This is a genomic window from Brevibacterium sp. K11IcPPYGO002, from assembly GCF_050920635.1.
Taxonomy (GTDB): Bacteria; Actinomycetota; Actinomycetes; order Actinomycetales; family Brevibacteriaceae; genus Brevibacterium.
This window is the reverse complement of sequence record NZ_CP131929.1, coordinates 2,226,328-2,246,795: the sequence shown is the minus strand read 5'-3', so window position 1 is coordinate 2,246,795 and position 20,468 is coordinate 2,226,328. Positions and strand designations below refer to the sequence as shown.

Sequence of the window (20,468 nt, the reverse complement as noted above, 5' to 3'; positions counted from 1 at the left end):
TGAGTCTCGCCCCGCCGTCCGGATCGGGTGGCGAGGCGAGCTGCTCAGCGAATCTGCGCCGGTGGGACCATCGGGCAGCGCCAGATCACTTGATCCAGTTCGGCGTCATCGGAATGCGGTAGCCCTCGCCGCGGTTGGCTGCCATTCCGGCGATGATCTCGATGACGATCATGTAGATCGAGAGCACCGGCAGGAGCAGCAGGATGAGGAAGCCGATGCCGACGATCGTGAGGATTCCGCCGATCAGGCCGATGCCGAATCCGGCGATGACACCGATGATCAGCAGATTCAGCGACTGCGCGCCATGATGGCGGAGGAACGGCGACTTGTCCTTGTTGATGATGAAGAGGATGAGGGTGACGATCCAGCCGACGCCGACGACGTAGGTGGCGGCGTGCGCGAGGTGTGACCACAGTGCAGTGGTGCGTTCGCTCTGATCGGCGTTCCAGAATCCGAGTGTGTTCGGACCGTAGGCGGCATCCGGAAGTTCTGCTCCCATGGGAACACCGGCGGCAGCCGACTGCGCCGAGGATGCTCCTTGGAAACCGTATCCCGCCTGCGGCTGTCCCTGGGGAGCGCCGTAGGGCTGCTGCGAGCCGTATCCGGGCTGAGATCCCTGCTGAGGGTTCGGCGGCTGAGAGCCGTACTGGGCCGGACCACTCTGCTGCGGCTGCGAACCCTGCGGTGGCTGCTGGGTATACGGCTGCTGCGAGCCCGACTGCGGGGAATAGTTCGGAGGCATCGGCTGTGACTGTCCGTTGCTCGGCTGCTGCGGGTTGTCCGACATGAGAGTCCCTTCAGAGTGTGCGATCACTCCACATTAACCCAGGGAGAGCGGGCTGTCCCAGAGTGCGCGGGATGACGGGGGATGGTCACTTCACGAAGTTGAAGGTGAGCGGAAACTTATACCCCTCGCCCCTGTTCGCTGCGACGGCCGCAATGATGTAGAGGACGCAGTAGACCAGTGGGACGATGAACGCTGCGTACATGATGATGATGCCGATCCCGAAGGTCACCAATGCCAGGATGAAACCGAGGATGCCGAAGACGAAGAGGGCACCGACGGTGACGATCGTGTTCGTGATCAGCGCATTGAGCCCCTGACGCGAATGCTCGCGGACGAACGGCGACTCGTCCTTCTTCACGAGGAACATGATGAGCGGCATGAAGCCGAAGAGAAGCGCGCCGAGGTGTGTCCACAGAGCCGTGGTCCGATCGGGTTCGGGGGCCATCCAGAACTGTTCGGAGCCGGGTCCGTACGCCTGCTCGGGCAGAGAGCGGGAGTCGAACATCGCCGGGTTGTGCATCTGCGGCATGCCGAAACCAGGCTGCGCGCCATATCCAGGCTGTGCGCCGAACGAATGTTGTGAGCCGTACCCCGGCTGCCCACCATATCCCGGCTGCCCACTGTGCGTCTGCGGCTGAGAATACTGCCGGCCCTGCGACGCGTAAGGCTGCTGCGGGCCGGAGGCCTGTGAGTAGTTCGGCGGCATCGGCCGGCTGCCCGGCTGCTCGGGGTGGTGCGACATGGGGATCCTTTCGAAGAACGTCTGCCATTCACACTATCCGAGCCGGGTGTCCCGAGGATGTCGGGGAAGCCTCACTCCTGTGACAGTTTCGGCACACGTCGACAGATCCGCGTGACCACCGCGGGCCACCGCGCGGCACCACCGAAGTCACTCAGCCGACGGTGACGAAATCGATGAGTTCCTCGACCCGACCCGACAGCGTCGGTTCGACATCGGCGATGGTGCTGACCTTCCCGAGGATGCGCACCCAGCCGCGAGCGACGTCCCGATGATCGGCGTGCGGCCATCCGATGCGACGGAGGATTCCCGTCTTCCAATCCTCACCGCGGGGGACGACCGGCCATTGCCGGATGCCGACGACATGGGGCTTCACCGCCTGCCAGATATCGACGTAGGGGTGGCCGATGATATGGACGACATCGCGGTAGCGCGGATCGGCACGGATCGCCTCGGCGATCTTCGATTCCTTCGTCCCGGTCACCAGATGGTCGGCGAGGACACCGACCCGATGGTCGCGATCCGGACCGAAGGCTGCGAGCTTGTCGGCGACGTCGTCGAGACCGCCCAGGGGTTCGACGACGACGCCTTCGATGCGCAGATCATCGCCCCAGATCTTCTCGACGAGCTCGGCATCGTGCTTGCCCTCCACCCAGATCCGCGATCCACGAGCCACCCGGGCCTTCGCCCCGACCACGGCGCGAGACCCGGAAGCCGTCCGCCCGGGCTGCTGCGCCTTCTTCTTCGGCAGCTGCACATCGACGGGCTGACCTTCGAGGAGGAAACCCGGTCCCAAGGGGAAGGCCCGGACTTTGCCGACGCGGTCCTCGAGCTTGACGACGACACCGGCCGTGGTCTTCTCCGCACCGACGACCGCACCGACATAGCCGCTCATCGCATCCTCGAGAACCATGCCCAGGCCGAGCTCGACCTGGCGGGACTTCTTCGGACGGTGCGACGACGGCGAGGAACCGGAGAGCACATCGGGGCCATAGCGATCAAAAGCATTCACGGGCACCCACCATAATCAAGGACGGTCCCGCAGGCGCGCAGACCCGCAGGTCACCCCAGAAATGAATTCCGGGGACGAGAAGCGTAGAATTGGCACTCAGGCTCAAGGAGTGCCAAGTATCGGCACGGGACCGCGATCGGCTGAAGAGACGGAGAGGAGAACCGCGATGAACGACAGCAGACGTGCACAGGTGCTGCGCGCCATCGTCGAGGACTTCGTCGCCACCAACGAACCCGTGGGATCGAAGGCGATCGTCCAGCGCCACACCCTCGGCGTCTCCCCGGCCACGATCCGCAACGATATGGCCCAGCTCGAGCAAGAAGGCTATATCGCCCAACCCCACACCTCGGCCGGTCGGATCCCCACCGATCTCGGCTACCGGATGTTCGTCGACCGCATCGACGAGTTCAAACCGCTGACCACGGCTGAACGCCGCGCGATCTTCCAACTCATCGACGGCGATGTCGATCTCGACGAGATGCTCGACCGCACCGTCCGTGTGCTCTCCGGCCTCACCCGCCAGGTGGCGCTCATCCAATACCCGACGGTGTCGCGGGCGCGCATCAAACACGTCGAGATCGTCGGCCTCGGCCCCGGCCGGATCCTCGTCGTCCTCATCACCGACGCCGGTCAGGTCGAGCAGAAGTCAGTGATCACCCCGACCCCGCTCGACGAGGACGCCGTTCGCGGGCTGCGCGACCAGATCAATGCCGAATTCGCCGGGCGCACGCTTGCGCAGGTATTCGGTTCGGCTCCCACCGCCGAGGCGGTCGCCGCCGAATCGAGTGAGGCGGCTGGGCGTGACGAGTCCGGACTCACACAGATCAGGGCCGCCGTGGTCGACCTCGTCGCCGCGACCCGCGAAGAACGCATCATCATGGCCGGAACTGCGAACCTCGCCCGTTCCGGCAGCGAATTCGGAGAGAAGATGGCCCCGATCCTCGAGGCCTTCGAGGAGCAGGTGGTCCTGCTCCGGCTGCTCACCTCGATGGCCGAAGACCATGAGGGGATCAGCGTGCGCATCGGGCGTGAGAATACTCACGAATCATTCAGCTCGACTTCCGTCGTCGCCGCCGAATATGGTCATGACGCGGGTTCGTCGGCCAGACTGGCGGTGCTCGGCCCGACCCGGATGGACTATCCGACGACGATCTCGGCAGTCCGTGCCGTCGCGAAGTACGTGTCCTCGATCCTCGACCGAGGGTAGGGCCGGTGCAGTGACGACGACCAGGGGTGCCCGCAGTCGGGCAGCACACAACCGGTGAGCACCGCGCAGCAGCGCAGCCACCACCACGAACAGAGAAGACCACTACGTCAGGGAGAGAGAAGTTTCTGTGGCCGATCACTATGAAACACTCGGAGTGTCCAAAGACGCTTCCGCGGCTGAGATCAAGTCGTCGTACCGGAAGCTGGCACGCAAGTACCACCCGGACGTCAATCCCGGTCACGAAGACGAATTCAAAGCCATCTCACTGGCCTACGATGTGCTCTCCGATCCGGAGAAGCGCCGCAACTACGATATGGGCGGCGGCGAGAACGGTCAGGGCTTCCCCGCCGGCGGCGGCTTCGGCGGATTCGGAGACATCTTCGAGACCTTCTTCGGCGGTGGCGGCGGACAGGCCGGAGGCCCGATCCCGCGCACGCAGCGCGGCAAGGACGCCCTCGTCGGCGTCAACATCGACTTGAAGACTGCGGCCTTCGGCGGCACCGTCGATCTCGACGTGACCACTGCGGTCGTCTGCGACACCTGTTCGGGTGCCGGCACGCAGGAGGGCACGAAGATCGAGACCTGCTCGCTGTGCCACGGCGCCGGCAGCGTCCAGCGCATGACGCGGACCCTGCTGGGCCAGATGGTCACGAACCAGACCTGCAACTCCTGCCACGGCTTCGGCACCGTCATCCCCAACCCCTGCCTCAACTGCCAGGGCGACGGACGCGTGCGCAAGCAGCGGACCATGAAGATCCGCATCCCCGCCGGAGTCTCCGACGGCACCCGCATCCAGCTCGGCAGCCAGGGTGAGGTCGGTCCCGGAGGCGGACCCGCCGGTGATCTCTTCGTCGAGGTCATGGTCACCCGCCACGACGTGTTCCAACGCGACGGCGACAACCTCCGGGCTGCGGTCTCGGTGCCGATGACCGCAGCGACCCTGGGCGCGACCATCCCGTTCGAGACCTTCGACGGCACTCAGGACCTCACCATCGCCGCCGGCACCCAGTCCGGCACCGTCGTCAAACTTCCCGGACTCGGCGCCTCCCGCCTGCGCTCGGAGACTCGCGGCGACCTGCTCATCACCGTCGACGTCCTCACCCCGGACTCGCTCGACGACGAACAGCGCGAACTGCTCGAGAAGCTCGCCGAACTGCGCGGAGAAGAGGCGCCGCGGGCCCAGATCTCGACGGAGAACCGCGGAATGTTCTCCCGTATGCGTGAGAGGTTCGCCGGTCGGTGAGTCTTCCCGTCTTCCGCTCCGCCACCGCCGCCGAGGCGGTCGTCGGATCCGCTCTCACCTTCGGTGAGGACGTGGCCGGGCACGCGGTGCGGGTGCGTCGGATCGGTCCCGGCGAAGGCATCGACATCGTCGATGGAGACGGCACACGTGTGCGCGGAACCGTCACGGCCGCCTCGGCGAATGAGCTGACGATCGACGTCACCGCGGTGACGAACGAGGACAGCACCGGCCCACGCCTCGTACTCGTCCAGGCCCTGGCGAAGGGCGACCGAGACCTGCAGGCCATCGAAACGGCCACGGAGATCGGCGTCGACGACGTCATCCCCTGGGCCGCCGAACGTTCGATCGCCGACTGGCCGGCGAAGAAGCGGGAGAAGATGGCCGCGAAATGGGAGAACCTGCTGAACGCGGCCTCCCTGCAGGCCAGACGCTCCCGGTTTCCGGTGCTGCGCCAACTCGTCCGCGGGGCCTCCCTGGCCGCAGCATTCGACGAGTCCGATGCGGTCTTCGTCCTCCACGAGACCGCTCAGCGCAGACTCTCCGCAGCGCTGGCCGATCTGATCGCGGACGGTTCCTCGCCGCTGCCGAAGCGCATCGTCTTCGTCGTCGGCCCCGAAGGCGGCATCAGCGACGGCGAACTCGAAGCCCTGACCGGCCGTGGAGCGAGACCGGTGCTGCTGGGACCGACGATCCTGCGCTCGTCATCGGCGGGACCCGCCGGTCTCGTCCTGGCCCAGAATTCATTGGGCCGTTGGTGAGGCATCGGACTAGGATGGAAGCACACTCAGGCGCTGCCGGTGACGGTGCGCTCGCTTGCAAAGGAACATTCTGGACATCACCCCACCGAACTCGAATCCCATGAACCCCACCGACTCGGACACCGGCGCAACCGGCGACGGTGCCGCAGCCGGTGATGCCGTGACGGACACCCAGGGTGCCGATCGTGACACCGTGCGACTGGTCATTCCCGACTCCATCGACCTCGTCGCCTTCTTCGGCCCCGGAGAGTCGAACCTGCGCGCCCTGGAGAAGACCTTCGACGACCTCGACATCCACGTCCGGGCCAATCAGGTCCAGGTCACCGGAGATCCCCAGCGCGTCGAAGCCTTCGTCAGCGTCATCGGGGAACTCAAGAAGCTCCACGCGGCCGGCCATCGCATCAACGAAGAGACGATCGAGAGGGTCACGACGTTCTCCTCCGAGGGCGCGGCCGCCTCGGCGGTGCTCGGCACGAACATCCTCTCCACCAGGGGAAAGTCGATCCGTCCGAAGACGATGGGCCAGCACGACTACGTCAGGGCCATCCGCAACCACACGATCACCTTCGGCATCGGTCCGGCCGGAACCGGCAAGACCTACCTGGCGATGGCGATGGCCGTCAACGCCCTCCAGCACAAAGAGGTCTCGCGGATCATCCTCACCCGACCTGCCGTCGAAGCCGGCGAATCCCTGGGCTATCTGCCCGGCACGCTCAATGACAAGATCGACCCGTATGTGCGTCCGCTCTATGACGCCCTCCACGACATGGTCGACCCCGAGTCGATCCCGCTGCTCATCGAGACCGGCACGATCGAGGTCGCTCCCTTGGCCTATATGCGCGGGCGCACCCTCAACGACGCCTTCATCATCCTCGACGAAGCCCAGAACACGACGGCCGAGCAGATGAAGATGTTCCTCACCCGCCTCGGCTTCGGATCGCGCATGGTCGTCACCGGCGACATCTCTCAGATCGACCTGCCGGGCAAGACCCGCAGCGGACTCAAGGTCGTCCGCGACATCCTCGACGGGATCGATGACCTGCAGTTCTGCGAACTGGGCAGCAAGGACGTCGTCCGGCATTCGCTGGTGACGAAGATCGTCGAAGCCTACGACCTGTGGGGGAGTGCCGAATGAACACCGAGATCCTCAATGAGACCGACGCCGAGGTGGACCTCGACGAAGTCGTGGCCCTGACCGAATACTTAGGCGGTGCCCTGCACATGCATCCCGGGGCAGAGTTGGCGGTGACGATGGTCGATTCGTCGGCGATGTCCGAACTCCACGTCACCTGGATGGATCTCGAGGGTCCGACCGACGTCATGTCCTTTCCCATGGATCAGCTCCACCGCGGTGAGCCGGGGACGCCGACCGAAGGCCAGATGGGCGATATCATCATCTGCCCCGAGGTCGCCGAAGCCCAGGCCCGGGCGGCCGGTCATTCGACGATGGACGAGATCCTGCTGCTCACCGTCCACGGTTTCCTCCACCTGCTCGGCTACGACCATGGTGAGCCCGAGGAGCGCGAGGAGATGTTCGCCCTCCAGCGGCATCTGCTGCTGACCTTCTTCGCGGCCCGCTACGACGGTCGCACCGACATCCCCACCCCCACCGAGGTCTGATCGTGTTCATGTTCTTCCTCGGTGCGGCACTGTGCCTCATCATCGCGGCCACCCTGTCTGCCGTGGATGCCGCTCTGCTCAACGTCTCCCACCATGCGGTCGAGGAGGCGAAGGAGGACGGCAAACGCTCAGCTGTGCGCGTGGAGCGGATCCTCGCGGACCTGCCGACGAACATCAACGTCATCATCTTCGTCCGCAACTTCCTCGAAGCACTCGCCACGGTCTTCATCGCACTGGCCTATGACTCCTACTACTCCGTGGGTCCGCTCATGGTCTTCCTCACGGTGATCACCGCCTCGGTGGCGGTCTTCATCATCGCCGGAGTCTCCCCGCGCACGATCGGCAAACGCCGGTCCCTGGCCGTGAGCCTCAACCTCAGCTGGGTCGTGCGCATCGTCCTCGTCGCGCTCAAACCTCTGGCCCGCATCCTCGTCGTGCTCGGCAATCTGCTCACCCCGGACAAGGTGTACAAGGACGGTCCGTTCGTGACCTCCGAACAGCTGCGCGACCTCGTCGAGCGTGCCAGCGAATCCGACATCATCGAAGACGGCGAACGCGAGATGATCCAGTCCGTGTTCAACCTCTCGGACACCTCGGCGAACGAGGTCATGGTGCCGCGCACCGACCTCATCACCGTCGACGCCGACGTCAGCCTGCAGAAGACGATGAACCTGTTCTTCCGCTCCGGCTTCTCCCGCATCCCCGTCTGCGGGGATGATCTCGACGACGTCCGCGGAGTCGCCTACCTCAAGGACGTCGCCCGCCGTCTCCACCTCCATCCCGAGGAAGCCGAACGGCCCGTGGGCAACCTGGCCCGCACCGTCCTGTTCGTTCCGGAGACGAAGCCGGCCGATGACCTGCTGCGGCAGATGCAGCTGGACTCGACGCATCTGGCGATCCTCATCGACGAATACGGCGGCACCGCCGGGCTCGTGACCATCGAAGACATCGTCGAGGAGATCGTCGGCGAGATCGAAGACGAATACGACAACGGCGATGACGAACTCGTCGCCGGCGACGACGGATCATTCATCATCAGCACCCGCATGTCGATCTCCGACTTCGCCGACTATTTCGATGTGCGCATCGACGAGGATGACGTCAACAGCGTCGGCGGACTGCTCTCGAAGCTCATCGACCGGGTGCCCATCGACGGCTCGCACGCGTCGATCGCAGGCCTCGAGATCGAAGCCATGGAGGGTCAGGGCCGCCGCCACCGGATCACCCACGTGCGGGTGACCCGCACTCACGAGGACAGCAGAGACGACGCACAGACCGCCGCAGCCGGTGGTTCGGGGACGAAGGAAGAGGACTGAGATGGAATTTCGCACCGACTACCCCGAGGACTACCGGGCGGGCTTCGCCTGCTTCGTGGGACGGCCCAATACGGGCAAATCGACGCTGACGAACGCTCTGGTGGGGGAGAAGGTCGCAATCACCTCGGCCAAACCTCAGACGACCCGTCACACGATCCGCGGGGTCGTTCACAAGGACGACCACCAGCTCATCCTCATCGACACCCCCGGACTGCACAAACCGCGCACCCTCCTCGGTTCTCGACTCAATGATCTTGTGGCGTCCACGCTGGGTGAGGTCGACGTCATCGGCTTCTGCCTGCCCGCCGATGAGCCGATCGGACCCGGTGACCGCTATATCGCCTCCCAGCTGGCTCTGCTGGACGGGCGGACCCCGATCGTGGCGCTCGTGACGAAGGTCGACCGGGTGCCCAAGGACAAGATCGCCGAGGCGCTGCTGGCCGTCGGCGAGCTCGCCGACTTCGCCGACGTCGTCCCCGTCTCCGCAGTCGAGGACTTCCAGGTCGACACCGTCGATTCGGTGCTCGCGGCACACCTGCCGAAATCTCCTCCGCTCTATCCCGACGGCGACCTCACGGATGAGCCGGAGGAGAAGATGATCGCCGAGCTCGTCCGCGAGGCGGCCCTCGAAGGTGTGCGGGACGAACTGCCGCATTCCCTGGCTGTGCAGGTCGAGGAGATGTATCCGCGGGAAGGCCGCAGCGAGGACAATCCGCTGTGGAACGTCCACGTCAACCTCTATGTCGAACGTCCCAGCCAGAAGGCCATCATCATCGGCAAGGGCGGCAGCCGGCTCAAGGCGATCGGCTCGGAATCCCGCCAGGGCATCGAACGGCTGCTCGGTACCAAGGTCTACCTCGACCTGCACGTCAAGGTGGCCAAGGACTGGCAGCGCGATCCCAAGCAGCTCGGTCGACTCGGCTTCGACTTCAACAGCTGACCGCCCGGTTCGTCCGCCGCCGATGGTGCGAACAGTACGCCGGCGGACGTCGGAGACGGTGCGGTTGCGCCCTCTGTGACGGGCGCCACCTCATGAGTGCCGAGTTGAACCGGGCACTCGGGCCTGCCTTAGACTAGGCCGAGTGAATGCCGAGCAGACTCTGGTCGCACTGAGCGACCGATCCCCACAGGTTGCCCCCGAAGAGCTCATCGCAGGTCTCGTGCCGCCGCCGCAGTTCGAGGACGTGTCCTTCGACAGCTACCGCACCGACCCCGCCGAGCCGTCGCAGGAAGAGGCGCGGAACAGACTGCGGGAATTCACCGAGCGTTCGACCGGCCAGGGATTCTTCGGCAAGCTGTTCTCGAAGGGCAAGTCCGGTGCCAAGGGCGTCTACCTCGACGGCGGCTACGGTGTCGGCAAGACACATCTGCTGGCTTCGGCCTGGCACGCCAATGAGAAGCCTGCGACCTTCGGCACGTTCGTCGAATACACGAACCTCGTCGGAGCCTTGGGTTTCGCCCGGGCCCGCGACGACCTGTCGACGATGAAGCTCGTCTGCGTCGACGAATTCGAACTCGACGATCCCGGCGACACCGTGCTCATGTCGCGGCTGATGCGCGAACTCACCGACGCCGGGGTGAAGATCATCGCGACGTCGAACACTCTGCCCGGGTCTCTGGGGGAGGGGCGCTTCGCCGCTCAGGATTTCCTGCGCGAGATCCAGGCGCTGGCCGATCAGTTCGAGGTCTATCGCATCGACGGCAAGGACTACCGTGCCCGTGAGCTCACCGCTCCGGCCGATCCGCTGCCGGAGTCCGAACTCGATGCGGCTGCGAGCCGGCTCGACGGAGTCGTCGCCCGCGACGACTTCTCTCAGCTGCTCAGCCACCTGTCCACCGTCCACCCTTCGCGCTACGGGCGGATGGTCGACGGCATCGACGCGGCTGTGTGGGAGAACGTGCGCACCATCGACAACGAGAGCGTGGCGCTGCGATTCGTCGCGCTCGTCGACCGGCTCTACGATCGCAATGTGCCGATCATCAACTCCGGTGCGGCCCTCGACAAGGTCTTCACCGACGAGTCGCTGGCCGGCGGGTACAAGAAGAAGTACATGCGCTGTCTCTCACGCCTGACAGCACTGTCGTCCTGAGCCCGGATCGGGGCCCGACCCGACGATCGACGCCCGTGAGACCTCCGAACGAGGTCTCACGGGCGTCGGTCTTTTCAGCTCAGGCCGATCACATCGAAGATGCGCAGGTCCGGGACCCAATCGGGCAGGCCGGTGAGTCGGAGGGTCAACCACACGATGGCGGTCACGAACGCCGCCGTCACCGCGCCGACGGTCCATCGCACCCACAGCCTCTGCGCCATGATCCAGTGGGTCCACCGTTCGACGTTCACGCGCACGAAGCGCAGCAGCCGCCGAGCCCAGTGGAATTCGCTGGAGATGATGAACAGGCCGATGATGACGATGAGCCAGCCCGGGCCGGGCAGCGGAACGAGAACGAGTCCGATGAGCACGATGAGTGTGCCGAGGCCGCCGACGATGCTGCGATACAGCCGTGCCGTGTGCGGATTGGCCAGCACTGTTCGGCGCCACCGGAGGAAGCCCAAACGCAGCTTGCGCCACGGTCGGGGACCTTGCCGGTGGTGGCGTGACAACCAGCCTTTGGGGCGGGTCTGCGGACTCTCTGCGTTCACCCCACCACTATAGGATGGTGACCCTGAAAGCTTGATCGACGGGTGTGACCACGATCACCCGATTCTGATTTTGCGTAAGCCGCCACCTGCGTATAGAGTTATATCTCGTTGCCAGGGAAACCGGGCAGCGAGAAATGCGGATGTGGCTCAGTTGGTAGAGCATCACCTTGCCAAGGTGAGGGTCGCGGGTTCGAGTCCCGTCATCCGCTCGGAGGCGTCATGGCACTGCCTTGGCGGTGGCGTGGCCGAGAGGCGAGGCAGCGGCCTGCAAAGCCGTATACACGGGTTCGAATCCCGTCGCCACCTCGGATGACCGGCAGGAATGTCGGTTGACCAGCGCGATTGGCGCAGCGGTAGCGCGCTTCCTTCACACGGAAGAGGTCACTGGTTCGATCCCAGTATCGCGCACAGGGACCCTCGGGTTCCGGTGCAACAAATGAATAGAGCGCGATTGGCGCAGCGGTAGCGCGCTTCCCTGACACGGAAGAGGTCACTGGTTCGATCCCAGTATCGCGCACAGAAGGAGCCCCGAGTGATCCGCTCGGGGCTTCGTGCATTCACGCTCGCGCAGGCGTCTGTCTATGAGGCGCTTTTTTCGCAATAGCTCACTTTTGGGTGAATAGCCCATGTTTGAAACAGGGCTGTTCACTCTAAGCTGGGCGGAACCCGCGAAGTATGGCTGCGGCCGCCAGCGGCGGGGAAGCGCGATGGTGGGCGCGGCGAGGCAGTGGCTCCCGAGGTTCATGGTGCTGATGTGGATGGTGTGCGTTTCGTTCACTATGTTCCAGGACTGAAACGCGGTCAGCATGCGGTAACAAAGGGGTTTGCTAGTACGCTAGGTGTTGTACTAAACGACGATGACTTCGGAGCACCTATGTCTACTCCTCAGAACCCGTACGGTTCGGGTGACGGTTCGCCCAACGACCCCAACGGGCAGAACCCGAACAACCAGCCGCCGAATGCCCCCAACTACGGCAATGATCAGAATTCCGGCCAGCAGCCGGGCCAGTCCGGCTCGGAGCAGTCCGGTCAGCAGTACGGCTCGGCGGGCAACCAGCCCTACGGTTCGCAGCCGAACTACGGCCAGGGCGGCAACGACGGCTCGCAGCAATACGGACAGCAGGCTCCCCAGTACGGTTCGCAGCCCAACTACGGTGCGTCGAACGACCAGAACCAGTACGGTCAGAACCAGTACGGTCAGGACCCGAACAACCAGTACGGCCAGGGTCAGGGCGACCAGAACCCGTATGGCGGCAACCAGTACGGGCAGAACCCCTATGACGCCAACGCGCAGTACGATGCCAACCAGTACGGTCAGCAGCCGGCCTACGCAGGTGCAGACGGTTCCTCCGATCAGTTCATCCCGGCCAACCCGAACGCCGCCTACGGTCAGTACCCGTCTGGCAGCGGCGGGAACACGTCGAAGAACATCTGGGGCATCCTCGCCCTCATCGGCGGCATCGTCGGCGTCCTCGGATCGTTCTTCTTCGGTATCGGCGCGATCTTCGGCATCGCAGCGATCATCTTCGGCTTCGTCGGGCTCTCTGCGGTCAAGAAGAGCTTGGCCAGCAACAAAGGTCTCAACATCACCGGCATCATCCTCGGTTTTCTTTCGGTCGTCATCGCGATCGTCGCGATCGTCGCGACCGTCATGTTCGGAGCCTTCATCTTCAACGCGGCCGAAGAAGCTGCCAGCTCCTCCGCGTCACCGGATTCGAGCCAGGGGGCCGGACAGGATCCCAGCCAGGGCTCCGATGGCTCCGACGGAGCAGGCGCCGCACCTGCTCAGGCCGGCGAGGTCGAGATCGGCACCGACGTCACTGCACAGATCAACGTCCGCGAGGGCACCGCAGGAGAGTACGCTTCAGGCGCTGAATCGACCAATGGTGAGATCGCCATCGTGACGATGACCGTGAAGAACAACTCGAGTTCCGACCTGGAGATGACTCTCACGAACCTGTCCGCCAACAACGGCGGCAGCACGGAATACGACGACGTCTTCGACGGCGGAAACTACAAGGGCTCCCTGGCCTTCACCGATCCGGTTCCCGCCGGCGGCGAAACGACCTATGAATTCGCCTTCGCTGTCCCCAAGGCCGAAATCGATGGGATGCACCTCAAGCTCGAACTCGTCGACGACCTCGGCAAGGGCAAGGACTTCGAGTTCTACAAGCAGTGACACTCTGTTTCCCGAGGTGACAGGGCCCATACGGTCCTGACACCTCGGGTACAGGCTTCGGCAGACTCAGTGTGGGTGGCAGTCTTCGGACTGTCACCCAACTGATTTGTCGCAACCGAATTGGTACTAGAATCTGAGGGTGAGTCGCCCACCGAACGGGCTGCTCGAATGAACACGGAACGAACGGAGAAATCAGTGGCAGACAGCATTGACTGCGCGGGCGAAAGCATTCCTTTCACAGAGGGGCTGACCGGAACGGAGATCTTCTCCACCGACCGCACGGTCGTTGCCATGTGGCTGAACGGCGAACCCGCCGACCTCAGCCGCGAGCTGCAGTCAGGGGATCGGATCGCCCCGATCACCATCGACTCCGATGCCGGACTCGATATCCTGCGCCACTCGACGGGTCACGTCACCGCTCAGGCCGTCCAGGAGCTCTTCCCCGGGACCAAGCTCGGCATCGGTCCCTACATCACCGACGGCTACTACTTCGACTTCGACGCCGCCGAGCCCTTCACTCCTGAGGACCTCAAGGCGATTCAGAAGAAGGCGGCCCAGATCGTCAAGTCCGGCCAGACCTTCAACCGCGTCGTCGTCACCGAGGACGAGGCACGGGAGCGGATGGCGAACGAGCCGTTCAAGCTCGAACTCATCGACGACAAAGGCAAAGGCGGCGACGAAGAGACCTCCGTGGAGGTCGGCGGCGGTGAACTCACCGTCTACGAGAACGTCGACCGCAAGGGTGAAGTCGTGTGGCAGGACCTGTGCCGCGGTCCCCATCTGCCCAACACCAAGCTCATCGGCAACGGCTTCGCCATCACCCGCTCCTCGGCCGCCTACTGGCGCGGCGACCAGGCGAATGCGAGCCTGCAGCGCGTCTACGGCACCGCCTGGGCTTCGAAGGACGACCTCAAGGCCTATCAGGACCGCAGTGCCGAAGCCGAACGTCGCGACCATCGCAAGCTCGGCGCCGAAATGGACCTGTTCTCCTTCCCCGAGGAGCTCGGCTCCGGTCTGCCCGTCTTCCACCCCAAGGGCGGGGTCATCAAACGGGAGATGGAGGACTACGTCCGCGCCCGTCACATCGCTGAGGGCTTCGAATACGTCGGCACCCCGCACATCTCGAAAGAGACCCTCTACTACACGTCAGGACACCTGCCTTACTACGGCGAGAACATGTTCCCGGCGATGTCGGTCGACGAGATCCGCGACGAGTCCGGCCAGGTCGTCAAGGAGGGCACACCCTACCGGCTCAAGGCCATGAACTGCCCGATGCACAACCTCATCTACCGGTCCCGCGGTCGGTCCTATCGAGACCTGCCGCTGCGCCTGTTCGAGTTCGGCACCGTCTACCGCGATGAGGCCTCCGGTGTCATCCACGGCCTCACCCGCGTCCGCGCCCTGACCCAGGACGATTCGCACTCATACGTCGCCCAGGAAGATGCAGGGAAGGAGATCCGCCATCTGCTGAACTTCGTGCTCAGCCTCCTGCGCGACTTCGGCCTCGACGACTTCTACCTCGAGCTCTCCACCCGTGACGAGGACGGGAAGAAGGCGGATAAGTTCATCGGCTCCGACGAACAGTGGGCCGAAGCCACCAGCGTGCTCGAGGAGGTCGCCCAGGAGACGGGACTCGAACTCGTTCCCGACCCGGGCGGCGCGGCCTTCTACGGCCCGAAGATCTCCGTCCAGGCCCGTGACGCCATCGGCCGCACCTGGCAGATGTCGACCGTCCAGCTCGACTTCAATCAGCCCGAGCGCTTCGGACTCGAATACGTCGCCGCCGACGGCTCCCGCAAACAGCCGGTGATGATCCACTCCGCGAAGTTCGGTTCCATCGAACGCTTCCTCGGCGTGCTCACCGAGCATTACGCCGGCGCCTTCCCCGTGTGGCTGGCGCCCGTGCAGGTGACCTGCATCCCCGTGGCCGAGGAATTCAACGACTACCTCGCCGAGGTGGCCGACCAGCTGCGCAGATCCGGAGTCCGGGTGGAGCTCGACGACAGCGACGATCGGTTCCCGAAGAAGATCCGCAATGCGTCGAAGTCGAAGGTGCCCTTCACCCTCATCGCCGGAGGAGAGGACCGCGACGCCGGGGCCGTGTCCTTCCGCTTCCGCAGCGGTGAACAGGAGAACGGCGTGCCCGTCGCCGAGGCGGTGCGACAGATCCTCGACACGATCGAGACCAAGGCTCAGGTATGAGCGGAGGCGACGACGACCGAACCGCTCAGGAGAACTCGGGCGGCCGCCTCGGTGAAGGGATTGCCTACCCCGAGGCTGCCGCGGGGTTCCCCGGGGAACCCGACGGATTCCAACGACTGTGGACCCCGCACCGGATGGTCTACATCGACGGTCAGGACAAACCCAAGGACGACCGCGCCGACGAATGCCCGTTCTGCACGGCACCGTCGAAGACCGACGCGGACGGTCTCATCGTCGCCCGCGGTCAGCACGTGTACGCGGTGCTCAACCTCTACCCGTACAACCCGGGCCATCTGCTCATCTGCCCCTACCGTCACGTCGCCGACTACACGGACCTGAGCCACGACGAGACCGTCGAACTCGCCGGTTTCACACAGAAGGCGATGCGCGTCATCCGGGCCGTGTCCGGACCCCACGGTTTCAACCTGGGCATGAACCAGGGACCGGTGGCCGGCGCGGGAATCGCCGCCCACCTGCACCAGCACGTCGTCCCGCGCTGGGGCGGAGACGCGAACTTCCTGCCCGTGATCGCTCAGACCAAGGCCCTGCCGCAGGTGCACGCCGATGTGCAGGCACGGCTCAAAAAGGAATGGAACAGATGAATCCTGAAGACCTCGGCACTCTCGCCGAGTACTCCTCGCCCATGCTGCGCGGCAGCGACACCGTCATCACGATCCGGCGACCCGACCTCGAGACCAACAGCTACCTCGCCCAGCTGTTCTCCCTGAATGCCGACCGCTCCAGACGGCTGACACACTCCTGGTCGGATTCGAACCCGCAGTGCGGCCCGAACTGGTCGGGATATCTGAGCGCGGAGAAGAAGGCCGCCCCGCAGCTCTTCGCCGGCGACAGCCTGGAGACGGCACACCAGATCACGGACAACCACCTCGGGGTGGCCGAATTCGCTCTCGACGACTCCCGCGCCAGGGCGCTCTACGTCGCCCGTGTCGCCGAACCAGGCCGCTACGGACTCGACGAAGCCGTTCCGGCGGCCGAAGAGGCACCACGTCGAATCACCACGGCGTCCTACCTGGCCAACGGACTCGGCTACACGAACGACCGTCCGGCCCGTGCCTTCCTCGTCGACCTCGCCGAACCCGGGATCGGCACCGTCGGCCTGCGCGGAGCCTCCGAAGTCCCGCTGTCGACGCTGCTGACCACCCCGGACACCGACGTCCACGATCCGCGATTCTCCCCGGGCGGGCACTGGGCGAGCGTGATCGCCGCGGCCGAACCCGATCGCGGGCGACCCGACCTGCGCAGCACCGTGTGGCTGCTCGGCCGCGAGGAGTCGCACCCGCTCGACCTGCCGCCGATGAGCCTGAGTCTGCATGTGTGGATCGACACCGAACGGGTGCTGCTGCTCGGCAACGCGCTGAGCCGGGACGAACTCGACTTCGTCGGGCAGATGCCCGGTCTCTTCCTCCACGACATGACGACCGGCTCCACGACGCGGCTGACCGACCCGGAGACCGTGGCCCTGGCGCCGATCCGGCCACAGATCCACGGGGGAGCGGTCGTCGCCGCCGTCGACACCGACGGAGCCACCCGAATCGTCCGCATCGGCCTCGACGCCGCACAGGTCGCTCTCGACGACCTCGAATTCCTCACCGACGACACCACCGCCGTCAACGGCTTCGACCTCGACGAGGAGACCCTCGTCTTCACCGGATCGACTCCACGCTCTCCGGCCGTCCTCGGCCGGATCAGTCTCGACGCTCGCGCGGACTCCTGGGCCGCCTCGGTGATGGGTGAGACGGTCATCGTCAAGGAGCATCCGGCACCGGCGAACTCCGTCGAACCCCAGGTGCTGCGGGTGCCAGGCGTTTCCGGGACGATCACCGGCTGGCTGGCCAAACCGCACGGGGAGGGACCCTTCCCCGTCATCCTCAACATCCACGGCGGGCCCTTCGCCCAGTACACCCATTCGTGGTTCGACGAGACCCAGGTGCTCACCTCCGCAGGATATGCCGTCGTGTATTCGAACCCGCGCGGATCCGGCGGCCGCACCCGCAGCTGGGGGACCGCCGTCCAAGGCGATATGGCGGCACCGGCGATGGCCGATGTGCTCGCCGTCCTCGACCACGCCCTCGAATCCGATCCCACCCTCGACCGCAGCAGGCTGGGCATCCAGGGCGGATCGTATGGGGGATATCTCACAGCCATGACGATCGCCGCGGACCATCGCTTCCGCGCAGCCATCGTCGAACGCGGCTACCTCGATCCCGACAGCTTCGTCGGGACCTCCGACATCGGGCGCTTCTTCACCGAGGAGTACACAGGCCGCAGCCGAGAGGCCATCGCCGCCCAATCACCCCTGGCTCACGCCCCGCAGGTCGGCACACCGACCCTGGTGATGCACTCGGAACTCGATCTGCGCTGCCCGCTGGAACAGGCCCAGCAGTACTACGCTGCCCTGCAGCGGGCCGGAGTCGACACCGAGATGCTCATCTTCCCCGGCGAGAACCACGAACTCTCCCGGACCGGGCAGCCCCGCCACCGCAGGCAGCGCTTCGAAGCCATCCTCGACTGGTGGGATCGGCACTTCAGCGGCGGGAATCGGACCCAGCCGGAGGGCGAGCGACATCGCTCGGACGCGGCTGATCCTGGTGCCGCCTCCGCGGCCGACTCCGCCTCATGAGCGTCGAGTTGGTGGGGAACGCGCAGAGCCGATATCGTTCTCTGAGCCGCTGTCGTGCTCTTGCCGAAATCCCCCAGCGTCATTATTCTGCAAACACTTGCCTCCCTTCGCCGCCGACCACTGGAGAAACATGAAACCTCGTAAAGCCTCACGGGTCGTTTTACTCAATGAGCGCGACGAGGTTCTCCTGATCAGGGCCCAGGACCTGCTGACACCCAGTCACCAATGGTGGATGACCTGCGGCGGAGGTTCCGAACTCGGTGAATCGGCTGCGCAGACGGCGGCCCGGGAACTGGCGGAGGAGACCGGGATCGAATGCGAACCCCACGAACTCATCGGCCCCTTGGCCACCCGTGACGAGGTCTTCGAATTCACGGAGAAGTCACTGCGCCAGGTCGAAACCTATTTCGCCTTCCGCACCACCGAGGACATCGAACTCGAAGACGCGGTATGGACGGACATCGAGAAACGCAGCCTGCTCGAATTCCGCTGGTGGACCCGGGAGGAGCTCCTGGCCACGACGGAGACGATCTATCCGAAGAATCTGCTCGGCCTCATCGACCTGGCCACCGCCGGGTCCGTTCCCGACGTGCCGCTGGTCATCGACTGAACTCGCAACTGCGCACCGAGGCGAGTCCGCACGGAATCGCCTCCGGTCGTCTGCATGGGTCCGGGCGATCAGCGTATAGAATTGAGAGGCTGTAACTACAGGAAGGAACACCAGTGTCAGGTCATTCCAAATGGGCAACGACTAAACACAAGAAGGCTGCCATCGATGCCAAGCGCGGCAAACTCTTTGCCAAGCTGATCAAGAACATCGAGGTTGCCGCTCGCAACGGTGGACCCGACCCCGACGGCAACCCGACGCTGTTCGATGCGATCCAGAAGGCGAAGAAGAACTCGGTGCCCGCCGACAACATCACCCGCGCGGTCAAGCGCGGCGGCGGTCTCGACGGCTCCGGAGTCAACTACGAGACGATCATGTACGAAGGCTACGCCGCCGGCGGTGTGGCACTGCTCATCGAATGTCTCACCGACAACCGCAACCGTGCCGCCTCCGAGGTGCGCGTGGCCGTGACCCGCAACGGCGGGTCGATGGCCGATCCCGGTTCGGTGACGTACAACTTCAACCGCAAGGGCGTCATCACCGTGGGCGCCGAGGAGACCGACGAAGAGGCCATTCTGCTGGCGACCATGGATGCCGGGGCCGAAGAGGTCAAGGAAGTCGGCGAGAAGTTCGAGATCATCTGCGAGGCCACCGACCTCGTGGCCGTGCGCACCGCGCTCGTCGACGCCGGGATCGACTACGACTCGGCCGAAGCCTCCTTCGTGCCCGAGCTCGAGGTCAGCCTCGACGCGGAGACCGCGCAGAAGGTCTTCTCCCTCATCGATGCGCTCGAAGACAGCGACGAGGTGCAGAACGTCTACTCGAACGCCGATGTCAGCGATGAGGTCCTCGCCGAACTCGATGCCTGATGCGCATCCTCGGTGTTGATCCCGGACTGACCCGGTGCGGGCTCGGTGTCATCGACACCCTGCCCGCCCGGAAGGCGACGATGGTCGCCGTCGACGCCCTGCGGACTCCCTCGGCCGATTCCGTCGACCTGCGACTCGGTGCCATCGCCGAGGCGTTCGACACCTGGTTGGACACGTATCGTCCCGATGTCGTCGCCATCGAACGCGTCTTCGCCCGCAATGATGTGTCCACGATCATGGGCACCGCCCAGGCATCGGGACTGACGATGGGGCTGGCCGCCCGCCGCGGACTGCCCGTGGCCATGCACACCCCGTCCGAGGTCAAGGCCGCGATCACCGGTTCGGGACGTGCGGACAAGAAGCAGGTCACCTCGATGGTGACACGGATCCTCGGGCTCGAGGCGCCGCCGAAGCCCGCCGACGCCGCCGACGCCCTGGCGATCGCGATCTGCCATTCCTGGCGCGGGGCGCTGGCGGCCCAATCGACGCCGGGGAAGAACAAGGACCTCACCGAACGCAAGTCCGGCGGTCGGCAGGGCAGCGGACTGACGAAGGCTCAGCAGCAGTGGGCCGAGGCCATGCGGCGCGCCAAGTGAGCATGGGGCAGAGGGCGCCTGCTAACCTGGATTCGTACACGTGTTCCCCTT

General features: G+C 65.0%; 19 protein-coding genes and 4 tRNA genes. 19 read left to right on the top strand and 4 right to left on the bottom strand.

What is annotated here, in order from left to right; genetic code table 11:
- Window positions 1–85 precede the first annotated feature (85 nt).
- From QYM46_RS10275 to QYM46_RS10265, 3 genes are all read right to left on the bottom strand, one after another.
- A complete protein-coding gene (locus tag QYM46_RS10275; RefSeq protein ID WP_432788855.1) occupies window positions 86–787 on the bottom strand; it encodes a DUF4870 domain-containing protein in 702 nt (233 codons plus the stop codon).
- Window positions 788–872: 85 nt separating this feature from the next.
- Window positions 873–1,529 carry a DUF4870 domain-containing protein gene (locus QYM46_RS10270; RefSeq protein WP_432788854.1) on the bottom strand — a complete coding sequence of 219 codons (657 nt, stop codon included), beginning with the start codon at window positions 1,527–1,529 and terminating at the stop codon, window positions 873–875.
- Between the two features lie 151 nt (window positions 1,530–1,680).
- Window positions 1,681–2,544 (bottom strand): DUF3097 family protein, encoded by an 864-nt coding sequence (locus QYM46_RS10265; protein WP_432788853.1) that lies wholly within the window; start codon window positions 2,542–2,544, stop codon window positions 1,681–1,683.
- A 160-nt stretch (window positions 2,545–2,704) separates the two neighbouring features.
- Between QYM46_RS10265 and hrcA the strand changes: the two genes are divergently transcribed.
- The 8 genes from hrcA to zapE all read left to right on the top strand — a co-directional run bounded on the left by hrcA (window position 2,705) and on the right by zapE (window position 10,772).
- Entirely contained in the window at window positions 2,705–3,745 is a 1,041-nt protein-coding gene (hrcA, locus tag QYM46_RS10260; protein WP_169252397.1) for a heat-inducible transcriptional repressor HrcA, read from the top strand.
- A 127-nt stretch (window positions 3,746–3,872) separates the two neighbouring features.
- Window positions 3,873–4,988 carry a molecular chaperone DnaJ gene (dnaJ, locus tag QYM46_RS10255; RefSeq protein WP_169252396.1) on the top strand — a complete coding sequence of 372 codons (1,116 nt, stop codon included), beginning with the start codon at window positions 3,873–3,875 and terminating at the stop codon, window positions 4,986–4,988.
- The gene (locus QYM46_RS10250; protein ID WP_432788852.1) at window positions 4,985–5,746 is read left to right on the top strand and encodes a 16S rRNA (uracil(1498)-N(3))-methyltransferase; all 762 of its coding nucleotides are present in this window, start codon (window positions 4,985–4,987) and stop codon (window positions 5,744–5,746) included. Before dnaJ ends, QYM46_RS10250 begins: the two co-directional genes overlap by 4 nt.
- A gap of 100 nt (window positions 5,747–5,846) precedes the next feature.
- Complete coding sequence (locus QYM46_RS10245) at window positions 5,847–6,881, top strand: PhoH family protein (RefSeq protein ID WP_211167977.1); 1,035 nt, start codon at window positions 5,847–5,849, stop codon at window positions 6,879–6,881.
- The gene (gene ybeY, locus QYM46_RS10240) at window positions 6,878–7,366 is read left to right on the top strand and encodes an rRNA maturation RNase YbeY (protein ID WP_432788851.1); all 489 of its coding nucleotides are present in this window, start codon (window positions 6,878–6,880) and stop codon (window positions 7,364–7,366) included. The genes QYM46_RS10245 and ybeY overlap by 4 nt, the downstream gene beginning before the upstream one ends.
- Before the next feature lie 8 nt (window positions 7,367–7,374).
- On the top strand, window positions 7,375–8,682 hold the full coding sequence (locus QYM46_RS10235; RefSeq protein ID WP_432791733.1) for a hemolysin family protein: 1,308 nt from the start codon (window positions 7,375–7,377) through the stop codon (window positions 8,680–8,682).
- A 1-nt stretch (window position 8,683) separates the two neighbouring features.
- Window positions 8,684–9,622, top strand: coding sequence for a GTPase Era (gene era, locus QYM46_RS10230; RefSeq protein WP_169252392.1), 939 nt, complete (start codon window positions 8,684–8,686; stop codon window positions 9,620–9,622).
- 142 nt (window positions 9,623–9,764) lie between these two features.
- Window positions 9,765–10,772 (top strand): cell division protein ZapE, encoded by a 1,008-nt coding sequence (zapE, locus tag QYM46_RS10225; protein ID WP_432788850.1) that lies wholly within the window; start codon window positions 9,765–9,767, stop codon window positions 10,770–10,772.
- A gap of 74 nt (window positions 10,773–10,846) precedes the next feature.
- Here zapE and QYM46_RS10220 read toward each other — a convergent pair whose 3' ends face one another.
- The gene (locus QYM46_RS10220) at window positions 10,847–11,323 is read right to left on the bottom strand and encodes a TIGR02611 family protein (RefSeq protein ID WP_432788849.1); all 477 of its coding nucleotides are present in this window, start codon (window positions 11,321–11,323) and stop codon (window positions 10,847–10,849) included.
- Between the two features lie 136 nt (window positions 11,324–11,459).
- Between QYM46_RS10220 and QYM46_RS10215 the strand changes: the two genes are divergently transcribed.
- The 11 genes from QYM46_RS10215 (at window position 11,460) to ruvC (ending at window position 20,417) form a co-directional block, all read left to right on the top strand.
- Window positions 11,460–11,532: transfer RNA gene (locus QYM46_RS10215), tRNA-Gly, on the top strand.
- 26 nt (window positions 11,533–11,558) lie between these two features.
- Window positions 11,559–11,629: transfer RNA gene (locus tag QYM46_RS10210), tRNA-Cys, on the top strand.
- A 30-nt stretch (window positions 11,630–11,659) separates the two neighbouring features.
- Window positions 11,660–11,731 (top strand) — tRNA-Val (locus QYM46_RS10205).
- Window positions 11,732–11,768: 37 nt separating this feature from the next.
- Window positions 11,769–11,840 (top strand) — tRNA-Val (locus tag QYM46_RS10200).
- Window positions 11,841–12,197: 357 nt separating this feature from the next.
- On the top strand, window positions 12,198–13,502 hold the full coding sequence (locus tag QYM46_RS10195) for a DUF4352 domain-containing protein (RefSeq protein WP_432788848.1): 1,305 nt from the start codon (window positions 12,198–12,200) through the stop codon (window positions 13,500–13,502).
- A 195-nt stretch (window positions 13,503–13,697) separates the two neighbouring features.
- Window positions 13,698–15,704, top strand: a complete 2,007-nt coding sequence (gene thrS / locus QYM46_RS10190) for a threonine--tRNA ligase (RefSeq protein ID WP_432788847.1) — start codon at window positions 13,698–13,700, stop codon at window positions 15,702–15,704.
- Window positions 15,701–16,306 carry an HIT family protein gene (locus QYM46_RS10185; protein ID WP_432788846.1) on the top strand — a complete coding sequence of 202 codons (606 nt, stop codon included), beginning with the start codon at window positions 15,701–15,703 and terminating at the stop codon, window positions 16,304–16,306. The genes thrS and QYM46_RS10185 overlap by 4 nt, the downstream gene beginning before the upstream one ends.
- Window positions 16,303–18,345 carry an alpha/beta hydrolase family protein gene (locus QYM46_RS10180; protein ID WP_432788845.1) on the top strand — a complete coding sequence of 681 codons (2,043 nt, stop codon included), beginning with the start codon at window positions 16,303–16,305 and terminating at the stop codon, window positions 18,343–18,345. The genes QYM46_RS10185 and QYM46_RS10180 overlap by 4 nt, the downstream gene beginning before the upstream one ends.
- A gap of 130 nt (window positions 18,346–18,475) precedes the next feature.
- A complete protein-coding gene (locus QYM46_RS10175; protein ID WP_169252386.1) occupies window positions 18,476–18,955 on the top strand; it encodes an NUDIX hydrolase in 480 nt (159 codons plus the stop codon).
- A 113-nt stretch (window positions 18,956–19,068) separates the two neighbouring features.
- Window positions 19,069–19,821, top strand: coding sequence for a YebC/PmpR family DNA-binding transcriptional regulator (locus QYM46_RS10170; RefSeq protein ID WP_025777859.1), 753 nt, complete (start codon window positions 19,069–19,071; stop codon window positions 19,819–19,821).
- Window positions 19,821–20,417, top strand: coding sequence for a crossover junction endodeoxyribonuclease RuvC (ruvC, locus tag QYM46_RS10165; RefSeq protein WP_432788844.1), 597 nt, complete (start codon window positions 19,821–19,823; stop codon window positions 20,415–20,417). Before QYM46_RS10170 ends, ruvC begins: the two co-directional genes overlap by 1 nt.
- Window positions 20,418–20,468 lie beyond the last annotated feature (51 nt).